The organism is Teredinibacter sp. KSP-S5-2 (genome assembly GCF_032773895.1).
Lineage (GTDB): Bacteria > Pseudomonadota > Gammaproteobacteria > Pseudomonadales > Cellvibrionaceae.
In genome coordinates, this window is sequence record NZ_CP120416.1 from 996,396 (window position 1) to 1,011,913 (window position 15,518).

Here is a 15,518-nt window from a genome sequence, read left to right on the forward strand (position 1 = left end):
TTTTAAAGTGTTCGAATTTAAAAAAATGGTTTTATTCGATAGTGCAAGGATGCACCAAAAAATAAAAGTACAAATATCTTTCTTTCTGGATCAACTGTTTCCAGTTGGCTTCACCAGCAAGTAATTAAACATTGGGAGTTTGATTAAACTTCTGCTTTTCTTATTCTTCCTATCTCAAAAAATAAGGGGCAGTTGTTTTCTTTGGGGGAGTGCATTATGAAGCGCACACATTGTCCACGTCTGAACAACACTGTCACGACTTTTCCACAACTAAAAAAACATCCGCTATCTCTCGCCATAGGCATGGTGCTTGGTGCGCTATCGTGCAGTACTTTGGCAGGGCCACAAGGTGGGAACGTGACAGGAGGCAGCGGCAATATTTCACAGGCCGGCAATACCACCACCATTAATCAGACAACCGATAAGATGGTCATTGATTGGCAAAGCTACGATGTCAATGTCGATGAGCGTGTTCACTATATCCAGCCTGATTCATCCTCTATTTCTCTCAATAACATATTAAGTAATTCTGGCTCACAGATACATGGTCGGATCGATGCTAATGGTCAAGTCATTCTTGTGAATCCGAATGGGATTTTCTTCGGTGAAAATTCGGTTATTAATGCCGGTGGCATTCTCGCATCCGGTCTTTCCATCAACCCAGACGATTTTATGAATGGCGACTTTGCTTTCTCCGCTGTGGAAGGCAAAGACGGTGTGGTCATTAATTCCGGGCTGATCAATGCGGCAACGGGCGGTATGGTTGGGTTACTGGGGAAACGCGTAGAAAATCACGGTCTGATTGACGCCGAACTTGGAACGGTGACTTTAGCCGCAGGCAAACGTGCATTTTTAACCTTTGAAGGTCAGCGAATGCTCGGGATCGGCATCAGTGAGTCAGTACTGCAAGAGGAGTTAGGGGTTGATGCAGCGGTGTTGAATTCCGGTGAAATAAACGCAGGTGGTGGTAATGTTTTGTTAACCGCGACCGCGAGTCAGGATGTGTTTACTCGTGCAATGAATCTGCAAGGTGTGCGTCAGGCGAACAGTGTTGTCGTCAATGAGGATGGTAGCTTCCGGTTAAGCGCGGGTGCGGATGTCGTGAACACCGGCAGTATACATACGTCATCCAACAGTCAAGGTGGGGATGTAGTACTGGTGGGTGAGAATATTACGCACTCAGGAAAAATTACCGCCAATGGCGAATTTGATTCCGCTGGCCATATCGAATTAACCAGTCGCGATACCACATTACTCACTGAAAACAGTGAAACTTCCGCAACCTCCTCTAATGGCGTAGGTGGTGATATAAAACTGTTGGGACAAAACATTGGTGTTATCGGTGAATCGCAAATAACTGTTGATGCGGCTCAGGGTGATGGTCAAGTTCTAATTGGTGGTGATACGCGTGGCGAAAGCGAATTCATTCGCAATGCGAATGCAGTATATCTTGGCCACAATACCGAAATTTCAGCTAACGCAACTGAAACAAATTCAGCAGGAAAGATTGTTGCCTACGGAAATGAGTTACTTCGAGGTTACGGAACCATCAATGCCGAGGGTTTTGGAACTGCCAATGGAGGGTTTATCGAAACATCGGCAGGCGTTGTTGATCTGGATTTAACCGTTTCCGTAGGCGCTGAGTCTGGTGAAGGCGGAGAATGGTTAATCGATCCCTGGAATATTACGATAGGAGATGCCGAGTCAACTAATCTAGAAAATACGGATGATGTTCATGGTTTAAACCGTATTTTTCAGCCTAATTCCGATTTGTCCGATGATCCACCTATCGCGTCTAATTCCTATTTGCGAATATCGTCAATTAAAACGGCGTTAGCCAGTACAAGTAGTGCCAGGGTTTTAATTGAAACCACAGGTTCGGGTGGTCATGATGGAGATATTACTCTTGAGAGCGAGCTAAATTACAACGATATTGGCTCGAATGATTCATTAGTACTCCGAGCCCATAATGATATCTTTATTAAAGATTCTATTTATGATGGTCAAGCCTTTAGTGACGATAGCCTCAACCTTTCCCTGATCGCTGACAGCGACAACAATGGATCAGGCGATATATTTATCGGTGGTCGTGCTGGTGATACCGTTTATACCGCCGAAATTGATTTGGAAGGCGGTCAGTTCTATGCCTATGGCAATAATTTCTCTCTAGGTTTTCAAACTTTTACACCCTCCGGTGGCGGCGACCCTGTTGCAAGCGCGTCCAGTATTACAACGGGTGCTAATGCTCATGCATTAATTTTTGCTTCTGGTGATGTCAATATCTATAACAATATTACCACTGAAAATGGTGACTTAATTATTGGTGGTGATCACGATAATAGTAATTACACCTATCGCATGTTGGGGATTGATCCTGGCACGACGGATGCTGATGAGATAGGCGCCCACACAAATTTCATTACTTATTTGCAAACAGGTTCAGTTGCCGTCGATCCAAAGTGGAACACCGATAGCAGTCTTACCGCTGATATTGAGCCAACCAATGTGTGGAGCTATTTTGCTGCTGATGGTGTCAATTTGCATGAAACCTCTGCCACGTTTGACCTGCGCTCCACTTACGGCAATGGTGATTTAAATATTACCTCTTTGGGTGCAGTAGAGCTGGGAGCTATCAATATCGGTGAAACAGGAAACAATGATTTTGCGAATGAAGACAATGTTTCCTATATGCGTGTCTCGGCCGATACCATCCATTTAGTCGGAAATCTGGTTTACGGTGAAAATAATAACAACAGTACTCATTCTCTCAACGTCAATTTAAATGCGGAAACATCGATTACCATCGATTCAGCCAGTATTGATAATTCATCTGGTGATGATCAGCTTAACCTCTATCTCAATAACGATGCCTCTTTCGCAGCAAATGGAAGTATCACCTTAGGAGATAATATTAACTCTAATAGTGATATCACTATCTCAGGGACAGATATTTGGTTAACAGGTGGTGTATTTCAGTCTCACGGTCGAAATTTTACGTTAGAAAACACCGCAACGCTGGAATCGGAAGGTGGCGATATCTTAATACGCGCAAATTCCGCTGAACTTAATGGGGCAATTGGAACGAGGCTCAACGTTTGGGGGGAAAGTGCTGGTGATGTTCAGGTTATTGTTGCCGGTTTAGTTGAAGTAAACGGAAGCTTTGATCTGAGAGACAACGCCTGGGAAAACGGGGGAGCAGGAAATCTCTCTTTAATTGGCAACAGTGAAACGAATAATACCTTTACGATAGGTGCAACCACAGCGTTTCAAGGAGGAGCGGTTTATATAAATGGTTCCGTAGACAGTACACGCGGCGGAGATGATGTTTTTAATATTGATAAAGATTTAGGCGCGACGATATACGGCGGAAGTGGTGTTGATAAATTTTATATCACGACATCACTTGTCAATACGGTACATGGCGCAGCAGGAAATGATGAGTATTACATTAATGCCAGCGGGATTGAGTTAACTATCGATGATGCAAGTGGTAATGATACGCTCCATGCTGTTGATGCCTCGATATACACAAATACCTGGGATATAAACTCAACAACTACTCTGACAAATGGTGATGACTCTGATGAGAGTCGCGTAATTACTTTTTCGGGTATTGAAAATTTGGTCGGTGGTGATAGCAGTGTTGAAGCTGGTACAGGGAAAGACACATTTAGTGTGTCCTCTGATTTTACCGGACGAATACAGGGAGGAAGTGGAAACGATACGTTTAATCTAGCGGCCAATGTCACTGACGGAGATGGCGCAACCTTTGATATTGAGGGCGGCGATGATGTCGACACCTTTAATATTACAAACGCCACCATTACCGCTTCCATTGACGGTGGCGCAGGCACAGATACATTAGATCTAAATGTTAATAATAACGGTCAATGGCAAATAGATTCGGCAGACTCTGGTTCACTCAATACCAATATTACTTTTGATGCATTGGAAGTGTTATACGGTTCCGATACGGGCAACGATACCTTTGATTTTGCTTTTCTGAATTCACCCACCGAAATAGGTTCGTTTGCTGGAACCATTGATGCTCGAGGTGGGGATTATGATTCCGTTGAATTGACCCACGATACCTTGACCAATATTAATGTGGATTTATCGTCACCGGATTTTAACGGTGTACAGAACGCTGAAGTATTTCGTGGAGATGGTGATGGTAATAGTACGTCACTTACGATTACGGGTGGTGGGATTGCAGGTAGCAATACACACTGGAATGTTCACGATTATACCTCCGTAGCCTTTAGTGACAGTGATTTGAATGGAGAAAATGATGGTGTAATTACCAACAGCAACCATGTTGATGCTGAAGGCAATCTTATTCCCCTTTATTTTATTAACATTGGCAAGTTAATTGGCAATGAGGCGAACGATCAATTTACGGTAACCGGTTCGATTTATTCCGTTGACGGTACGGTGGATGGTGCAAACCAACTAGCTGGACGGAATGAAGGTTCCACCTTTTCTCTTTCGTATGATAGCACCACACCCAACGGCAGTGTCGCCTTTACCGGTGGTGTTAATTACGTTACTGATTTCCGCAATATTCAAACACTGACTGCGGGAACGGGCAGTGATACGCTCGTTGGTCGTAACCAAAATAATCTTTGGAATATCAATCAGACGGATGGTGGTTCCGTCGCGCAGAATACTGTTGGCCCAACTGATACCATTCATTTTACCGGCTTTGAAAATGTTACTGGAAATAATGGCGATGACACCTTCCTGTTTGATAGTACGGGCGCAATAAGCGGTATTGTCGATGGTGGAACAGGGAGTAATACGCTTGTTGGCCGAGCTGTCGATTCTTTATGGGAATTATTAACCGGCGAATCGGAAGGGCGTGTTCAACAGGTCGGAGGAACGGGCTATTACGTCGCGGATTTTCGCAATATTGATGTGTTGGAAGGTCGCGCGTCAGAGGACACCTTAACGGCCAGAAATCAAAACAATACCTGGACGTTGGACATTGAAGCAAACAATGGTTTCCGTGTTGCCAATACCCAAACACCAACTGATTTAGTAACCTTCACCGGCATGGACGTTTTACGTGGGAATGCGGGTGTTGATCATTTTGATATTTTAACCACGGTTAGTGCGTCACTTTTTGGTGAAGGTGGCAGTGATGTCTTTGATTTTGGTGATGCGGGTGCTGTTGAGAAAATAGATGGCGGAACAAACCTCGGTGATAATGACACCATCGAGGCACGTAGTGGCGAAAATCACTGGTTTATTCGTGCTCTAGATGTTTTTCTCGCACTGAACAATTCTCTTGCAGATTCTAATGACAGTAATTACCTCACGGATTTTCGCGCTATCGAAACCTTGCAGGGTAGTGCGACCTCCGCAGATAAATATTACTACAGCGTCAGTCCTTTCCACACGATTCGAGCCGGTGCGAGTGCGGAAGATGAGCTTGATGTGTCTTCTATAGTAGGCACAACCAAAATTAGTTTTGACTCCAATTCCGGTATTGAATTATTACGGGGAAACCAAAACGGTCTCAGTTCACCAGCAGATAATCACACGTATTTAACATTTGAAAGCGTCACGGATACCTCTGTGACATGGAATATCGGCGTTATCGCGACGCAACCATCGAGTGATGGCCTGAATGATGGTGAAGTGGCCGGACTGCAATTTATTAATGTGGATCATTTAATTGGTGGAGCGGGCAATGACCAGTTCATTTACGATCCATCCGTTACCACAACTTCAGGTGTAGTCGGTATTACCGGATCAATTAGCGGTGGCAATCATACGGGCACAGCGGGTGATACTCTGCAGGCGGCGAACGTGGTGAATACCTGGAACCTTTCCGATATCTCTGGTAGAGGAAGTCTGGCTCATAATATTGGTTTGGATGATGGCGGTACTCCAGCCACACCATTGCGAGCCACCACGCAGTTTTATGGCATTGAAACCGTAACGTCCGGTGATCAATCGGATAATTTTTTGTTATCGTCCACCAATATCTCACTCACCATAAATGCGGGTGGAGGAACCGGTGACGATACGCTGACGCTTCCCGCTGCTGATACCAGTATTAGGTTAGGCGCTTCTCTGGGAAATGGCTTGACGGTAAATGGATTTGAAACGCTTTCTGCCAATGCAGATTACAACAATCAAATTACAGTCAATAGTGTTACTGGCTCAACAGTCACTTGGACAGTGGATGGTCTAAACGAAGGCGATGTGCAAATAGGCAGTGGACCTGTTACCCGGTTTGAAAATTTCCAATTGCTGATTGGTGGAGAGGGTAACGACACGTTTAATTTGTCTTTAGGTGGACGCTTAATTCGCACCGCCATGGATCAATATGGCGGTGTTCAAGGCGGTGGTGGTGCGAATACGCTGATTGGTCAGAACGTGTTTTCCCGTTGGCGTATTACCGGCGTGCAATCCGGTGAGTTGGCCGATATGACCAACACTGCCTCACCTGTAAATTATGTTGAAGCCTTTAGTGGTATTCAAAATTTACGCGGTGGGTCAAATAACGACGATTTTATTCTGACCAGTAGCGGGCATTTTACGGGGAATATTCAAGGCGGTGAGGGCATCGAGAATACGCTGACGGTGGATTCAGTCGCTGGGTATACCAATCAGTGGCGATTGTTGCATGCCTCTGAAGACGATCAAGTTCAACGAGTAAATGACAGCGATGATACCGATATCACCTCATTCCTGACCTTCTCAGGTATAACGCAATTAACGGGCGGCACCGGTGCGGATTTTTTCCGTTTTCTAAACGCGGGTCTCTTTGGCGGAACGGGTGACAATATTAATGCAGGAGACGGTACGGATACCGTGGATCGTTCGTCTGTTGCTGGATCAATTAGCGTTGCCCTGGGTGATTCTTCCGTTAACGGCGTCACCCATGCCGAACGTGTTATCGGCAACGGAGCCAATAGTACCTTAAGTGGTTTAAATACCGGTACCAATTCCTGGCGTGTTTCAACAACAACGGCAACTGGCCAAACAATTCTCAATGCCAATGGTGTTGATGATGGTGTGCTCAGTAATGGTTCCACCCGTATTGAATTTATTAATTTTGCCAATTTGTCCGGCAGTGATATCGCCATAGATAATTTCCTGATTACTAATACTGGAAACGTGACAGGACAGATAACCGGAGGAGCAAACAGCAACGACTCCATCTCCGTTAATACCAACAATGGTCGTTGGGTGCAAACCGGTGTCTGGGATGGCAGTGTTGCCGGAATGACGTTTACGGGGTTTGAAAGTTGGGAAGGTTTGGGTGGCAATGACACACTTGTCGGTTTAAACCAAGATAACGATTGGCAAATTACGGGAATAGATAAAGGGACGGTTTCTTTACTGACGCCAACCGCAACGAACATCCTTAATTTTTCTGGTATGGAAAATTTGGCGGGAAATCAAGGTAATGATGAATTTACGCTGGTCGATAATGCCACTGGCGATGATGGCCAAATAACGGGAAGTATTTCTGGTACTGACATCGGTTTTAATGACCTGGGCACTGACAAATTAATTGTGAATAGCGGCGCTGGCATCAGCGTGACCTGGAATATCGGCAGTACCAATAATGTTATGCAAGGCGTTGATCGCCGTGTGAATGGTTTTAATCGTATTGAAAACTTTGACGGTGGTAACGGTACAGATACCTTCGTCATTGAAACAGCGGAGGTTAATGCCACCCTGAACGGCTTGGGAGGCGTGGATGATGTACTGCGTTTGGATTATGCCAACACCACACAGTGGTTATTGGATGGCGGTCAGGAACGTGTTTCCAACAGTGCGGGACTTGTTTTGTTTGAGGGGATTGAAACGGTTCAGGGTAGTAACAGCAATCGAGATGCATTTACGGTCAGTGCGATTACTGATGTCACCACATTAAATGGTCGCGGCGGGGATGATTTTTTTGATATCCAAAGCCAAGGTTATGTGCAAAACATATTAGGTGGAAGCGGCGCAGACTTAATTCAAATCGGCAATGCTCAATTAAGCGCGACCATTAACGGCGGTTCTGATTCTGATACCGATAGATTACGCCTTACCCACAATGGTGAAACCACATGGACGCTGAATGCTTCCGGGCAACAAGCGGTCGTGACAGGTGGGGGAACCTTAGGCTTTAGCAATATCGATGTGGCAGAAGGTAGTTTAGGCCGGGATATTTTTTCCATTGCGACCGATGTTATTCATACACTCTTGGGCCGAGATGGAAACGATCAATTTACTATCGCTACAACCACACCATTGAATATTACCCTCGATGGTGGAGCCAATGCCGTAGATGGCTTTGATGAACTGGTCGGAGCCAACACGGAAAATATTTGGATCGTAGACAATGGCGTAGCGCCTGATGCGAACACGTTAAATTACGATAATATTTCTGGCGAAGGTGTTTTCTTTGGCGGGATCGAGCACCTAACTGGCGGTACAGTCGACGATACCGTGACAATCCGCAGTGCCGCAACGGTGAGTCAAGTGCGTGGTGTCACACAAGGTCAAACCGATACCGGCATCAATTCTCTGCAGGTTGTCAGTACCGCCGGTGACTCGACAAACTGGAACATCAGTAATATCGATGAAGGAGCAGTTTCCATCAATGGCGTACTTGCCGCCAATTTTTTTGCATTTAGCAACTTAACAGGCGGAAATGGCACAGACCGTTTTCGTATTGACAATAGTTCGGCAGCGGTAACCGGATTAATGGATGGCGGTAATGGTGGTGCCGACAGTTTGGATGTCACTGCGTTAATCAGTGGTGTGGTTATTGAAGTGGGCGATACGGTGACCCTAATTAATCCCGATAGCACCGACACCTTACCGAATTTCCATGTCTATCAAATCGAACAGCTTACCGCATCAACAGCCAGCGCTGAAAATAATTGGTTAGTGTCGAATTTAGGCGGCGATTATCGCTGGGATATTACTGGCAATAATGACGGACAAATTGTATTAACCTCCGGTGGTACGTTTGATGCCATGACCTTTACCGACTTTGGGTATTTACGTGGTGGAGTGGGGGATGATGAATTTCGTTTTACGGATGCCGGGGTGATTACTAAGGAATTCGATGGTGGTGTTGCAGGGAATGACATGGCTAATTTTGCAAACGTCACCAACGATATTCATATTGTTCTTGGAGACCAATCTTCTTCAGACATTAAATTTTCGGGTATAGAAGTTGTACGTGGCAATCACAACGGCGGTGCAGGGTTAACTCATACTGCATCCCTTTCTGTGGCGACAGGTACGAATACCTGGACCATTGATGCCGTGAACAGTGGTATTTTAAATTCTTCCACCATTGGGCAAATGCGTTTTTATGATTTCAATGAACTTCGTGGTGGCAATGCGCGAGATGTGTTTGACCTGAATGCTGCCGGTACCATTACAGGTCGAATGGACGGTGGTACCAATGCGGTGGCGACGGTATTGGATGAATTAAATCTTGCTGGTGTCAGTTCGCCACGCACGGTACAGCTCGTCACGGAAAGTGATCTAGCTACCTATGGCAGACTGAATGTCATGGATATTGAGCATTTCGTTGGCTCAGGTGCGAATAGTACCTTGATGTCGCTGAGCACCGGTGACAATGTCTGGAATATCACGGCAAATAATCAAGGTGCGTTAAACACACTGACCTTTACCGGGTTTGGTCGTTTAGTGGGGAACGATACAACGGATCGTTTTACATTAAATGCAGGTGTTTCTCTGAATTATATCGATGGTCGAGGTGGCGATGATTTCTTATTGATCAATACCCCAGATACCTCCGATGTTTTACGTTGGGAAATCACTGGAGCAAACACCGGGCGTGTCGGTACACGGCAAATTGGCGATACAAACATTGTGGGGCAGTTTGAGCGTGTTGAGAATCTAACAGGTGGATTGGGTGCAGATACGTTTGCGTTTACATCAACATTAAGTGTCATTGATGGCATGGTCGATGGAGGCGATGCATCCGCTCAAGAGGACAGGTTGGTTTTATCCGGGTTAACCGATGGTGTGGTGGTGGAGTATGGCGAATCGGCTTATCCCGGTAATATTGTGGATTTTGCTTCGTTGGAACCTCCCCAAACACCACCCGTGAATGTTCACGCCAATAATTTTGAAACCATTATTGCTGACGAAGGGGATTTAGCCAGCGAAGCGCTGAATTGGCTGGCAATAACACACAGTAATGACATTGAGTTCCGACTTGAGCAGGGGGAACCCAATAATGGTTTTTTCCAGGTCATTGAATACATCCCGGATGCAGAGCTGGTGGATGGCCAGCATGTCGAAGGTGTGACATATAATGTTGTCAGTGGAAGTAGAGTCAATTTCTTTAACTTTGGTTCGTTCCAGGAAAACAGTGGCACCAACCTAATAGACAACATTACCACCGGCCCTGGCCCGGATGGGATCTCTGAATATCATTTAAGCGGCTTTTATCTGGAAGGGACGGGGCGCGCGAATATTGAAATTCGGGGAGAAGGTTTCTCCGTGGTGAATGTCACCGACCGAATTCTAAATGTCAGTGGTAACGGCAATACCTTGTTACGTGTGGTGGCCGATGACGAAAATTCGGAAATTGTCTTTAATGACTCGAATACCTGGACAATTAGTGCAATTAACACCGGACGTTTTGATATTAATACCAATAACCCGGATGGCGAATTTGGTTTTACCTTCTCGGGTGTTAATCAACTGTATGGTGGTACTGGAGACGATGTTTTCCAGTTTACCGGAAGTGGCAATTTAACCGGGCAGCTTACTGTCACGGACACAACTTTCAATGTGGGTGCAGCCATATTTGGTAACGGTGGCAATGACCGTATTGAGTCTAGTTCACTTCAACCACTTACTTTTGGATTAAGCACGTTTCAAAATAATGTACCTGTGGCAACGGCACGTCCCACTGATATTAAAAATGCCAATGTGCTCTTATCCCGCAGGGGTGTGATTGATATTCAAGGTGTTGAAACCTTAATAGGGAATCAGGCGGCAATAACACATTTGTATAGCGCTGACTCTGGCAATTTCGAATGGAATATTGGCGCAACCACCACACTCGTCGACACAGATAATGCTGCCACACTTGAATTTTTTAATGTGGATCGGGTGTTTGGTGGTGATGGCAATGATGAGTTTACTATTCTCGATCTCCGCTTTGTCGATGCGGTGTTTGATGGGGGAGCGGGAAACGACACGTTAGATTTAACGTTAGTGAATCAACCGTTAAGTTTGTCCCTGGATAGTACTCTTTCGGCAGATGTGATTTTCAATCAATTTGAAACACTGAAATTATCTGATCAAAACAATTCACTTTTTGGCGCGGCTTTTAATTCTGCTTGGTCAATCGACACGGTGAATGGAGGAACCGTATCCTTTAATGATGGTAACGCCGACCAGTCACTTGTTTTTTCCAATATCAAAAATATTGGTGGTAATAGTCAACAGGATCAATTCACATTCTCCAACACTGGGTTTATTACGGGAATCATTCACGGTGGAGCGAATCAACCGACTGCGGTGGATACCATTACTTTTGACAGTAGCGCCAATCAGGATGTTATTTTCCAAGTCAGTGAAGGGGATTCCACGGGTAACATCTTCGATACCGGTTCGGATGTGTTAGACCTAGTGGGAATCGAAACGCTGACCGCGAATACGGCACACAATAATACGCTTCGTGGCGCACAAACTTCCGATAATGAATGGCATATTGGCAGCACCAACACACTCACCACATTGACAACAGGGGAAGTCTTGCGGTTTACCGGCATTTCTCAGTTAACCGGTGGCGAAGCGCAAGACCAGTTTGTATTCAATGGTGTAACCGTCAGTGGATTAATTGATGGTGGTAATAATCTGGCGAATGCCGCCGACATGCTCACGATTCAAAACCTGAATGATCGCACTGTGCATCTTGGTAATAGAACCTCCTCAGATATCAATGTGCTGAATGTGGAAAGCATCAGTACCACTGCCACTGGACTTCGGTTGCGTGGTGATGATAGTGCGAACTCGTGGTTAATTAATAATGCTAATGCCGGTGTGTTAAATAACACCATTGCCTTTACTGGTTTTGAACAACTTATTGGTGGCAATCGCAACGACGCCTTTACGGTCACCAATACCGGGTCACTGTCCGGTTTGCTTGACGGCGGAGCCAATCCGACAACCGGTTCCGCTACCGATACATTAAATATTGAACAAATGACTGCACCTCAAACCGTGAGTTTGGATTCATCCTATGACAATGCCGATTTCACGGTCACCCATTTGGAAACGATAACGGCAGCAGACAATAACAACACTCTGGTCGGGTCGGCGGGCAATAATATCTGGTTGATCAACAATACAGATCGTGGTCGATTAAATGCCACGCAGTTTACCGGCTTTGCCAATTTAACCGGTCGCGAGCAAGTGGATCAATTTACCTTCCGTGAGAACGGCAAAATATCCGGGCGGGTGGATGGGGGGACGCAACCGCAAGACCTGCGTGATTCCGTCGATATGCGTGAACTGGCTTCGGTACATGTGCGTATTGGCGATGCGAGTTCCGGCTTCATGAATATCGAAGAGTATACCGGTAATAACAATGGTGCACGGCTCACGGCGGCGAATGAAGAAAACACCTGGACGATTAATGAAACCAACGGTGGTCTCATTGAAGACACACAATTGAATAGCATTGCCTTTCACGGCTTTGATATTTTAGAAGGTGGTGACCAAGTAGACCGTTTTACGGTAGAAGAAACCGGTAGTGTGACAGGCTCTATCGATGCAGGAATCGGGCAAGATCGTTTATTGTTGCAACTCGGCAATGGCCACCAAAATGGTGAAGTGATTTTTAACGGCGGCGACAATGACGATGAGCTTATCGTGCAGGGCGGGGATGCCAATAATCGGTTTAATGTGGATTACACCACCCAGAACGATGGCTCGGTCACGTTCTTGTATGAACGAGTATTTGCCGACGGTACCTTCCGCTATAGCGTCAATTACGAGTCGGTTGAAACCGTCAATCAAGATGCGTTTACCGATACCTTATCGGTTAATCCTGCATCCGGTCAGACAAACACCATCACCCTGGCCAACCAACGGGTGAATGTGAATGACTTTACGCCCGTGCGGTATACCAACACGCAAAGCTTACGTGTCAATGGCACACAAGGGGATGGCGTGGTCCTGGATGGATTGGTGTCGCTGGATCGAAATATCACCTTGAGTTACGTGACGGTTGACCCTGGTGCGAATGGTCGATTGCAAGCGGGTAACCAATTAACGTTTGATCGCACCGGACCACTGGGTAACGCAGACAATCGTTTGCAAATACACAGTCCCCGACTCATTCTGACCAGCGTCAATGGCGATACCTACCTCGAGCAACAAGGCAACCTGGTATTAGCCGGGTTAAGCAATCCACAAGGTGTTTTGGATATTCATTCCAACGGCGCGATTACTGATGATGCGGTGTTGACCTCGGCACAAGCCGTTCGACTGGATACCAATGGCGATATAGTGCTGGATAACGCCAACAATTTAACCGGCGATATTTCACTGCTGTCGCCCAATGGTCAAGTGACATTAAATAATGGTGCAACCACCTTGGCGGAAATCAGCGCAAGAAATCTTACGCTTATGGCCAGAGCCAATGTCAATGATACCGGTTCGATCACGGTTGCCGAAAATGTAATTATTCATGGCAGCGATAACAGTGTTGTGCAACTGGATCACGAAGCCAATACTTTTAATACCATCGATATTCAAAACGCAGGATCAGTGGTTCTGAGAGATCACAGCGCGAATGGTATTACCGTTGGCGGAAATGCGGTCGACACCATTGATGTGGAAGCGGATGCGCTGGTGAATGTCAACGCGATTTCTGCAGCCAGTGTGTTGCTCAGTTCCAATAATGATCGTGTGAGCGTAGTGGATGCAGTGTCGGCAAACCACGTTATTACGTTACAAGGAAATGGCGTAACCATCGCCGGTGGTTTATCTGTTGACCAAGCGAATGGTGATCACGGCATTCTCATCGACGGAAGAAATAATTTGGTTTCCATTCAGTCTGAAGTGGATTCAACCGGCAGGCTGTCCGGCGATGTGATTATCCGTGGTGCGCAAGTTGAACAAACAGCGGGCGCACATATTTCTGGACGTAATCTGGATATTGATGCCTCGGACGAAATTACGTTGGCAGGTAATCTCACAGCGGACAATACCATCGATATTACGTCGCAAAATGTTAGTGTGACATTTATCGAAAGCAGTTCGAATACAGTTACGCGTGCGCAACAAGTGAATGTCTCTGCGGCGAACGCCATCTCGACCCAAGTCATTCAAACCGGGGGGCTTTCCTTAACGTCCACCAACGGCAATGTGGTGTTGGAAGACGATGTTCAAGCCAGCAACGATATTGAGATTGAAGCCAATAACGGTACAGTTGAAACCTTGGCAAATGCTGATCTTCGCTCCACTGGCAATCGACTGACAATTCATGCTCAGACAATTGAACTTCATGGAAATATCACGGCAACGCAAGCTGATGGCCAAGTCAGTGCGGTAAACACGCTGACGCTCGATAACGATATGCAATTCAATCAACTCACATTAAATGCTGGAAATGTGTTGATGACCGAAAGTGCGAGTGCCGCAAGCCAAACGATCCTGGAGGTGAACAGTGGTGGCGACTTTAGAGTGTCTTCTACTTCGGCTGACGAACAAATTCGATTCAACGTGGGTGGTTCCGTATCCGATAACAATGGCGATGCAATTAATTTCACTACCAACGAATTAATCGGGGATAGTCAAACTGGTTTTGGCACTTTGGAAGACAATATCGAAACCACTGTCTCGATTATCGATGTGGCCAATAGTGTCGGTGAAGTGGGCGTAACCAATAATCAAAACCTCACCGTCAACGCGCTCATTAATCATGGTGATATTGAGTTAATCAATACCAGCGGCAATGTCATTCTTAATAATCGTGCTGAAGCGGATTACGATGTGGCAATAACGGGGACACGCGCGGCAGGCGGTGTCATTGATGCGAATTATGGCCAGGGCGTATTACGTTTAGAAGTGCAACAAGGGTACGTTGCTGCCTTACCGCCGAGACCGGATTCCAGACGGCCTGAACTTATTGGACGAAGTGTGGATGCGTTTACACGAGATGGCTTTGGTATCGCGCCTCGCCAGATTGTGGTCTATGCCCAAGATGAAATGTTTATTTCCGGGCCTGGGATTCGTCCGGTATGGGCGTTTGGCGAACGTCCTGCTCAAGGATTAATTACCGACTCGGATCTGGTTGATCCCAGTATTATTGGCAGCGTTGCAGATTTGTTGGTCGATGTGGAAGACATTGAAGAAATCGATCCGGCAATCTTTACCAATATCCTGAACTTTATTTACGAAGACATTGCGATTCGTATGCCGAGAGATCAGTTGTACGAAGATGAGTTGGAAGAAGAACGCAGACGGTGGGAAGAGCTTTAAATATTAAAGCACACTAAAAC

Annotated in this window: 1 protein-coding gene; it reads left to right on the forward strand. The window is 45.9% G+C overall.

Annotated features, from left to right (window positions below):
* The first annotated feature begins 216 nt into the window (after window positions 1–216).
* Window positions 217–15,498 (forward strand): filamentous hemagglutinin N-terminal domain-containing protein, encoded by a 15,282-nt coding sequence (locus P5V12_RS04725; protein WP_316956094.1) that lies wholly within the window; start codon window positions 217–219, stop codon window positions 15,496–15,498.
* Window positions 15,499–15,518: the final 20 nt, after the last annotated feature.

What these genes read in the sequence shown, in the direction of transcription:
- P5V12_RS04725 (WP_316956094.1), top strand. Translation starts at nt 217, where the DNA reads ATGAAGCGCACACATTGTCCACGTCTGAACAACACTGTCACGACTTTT.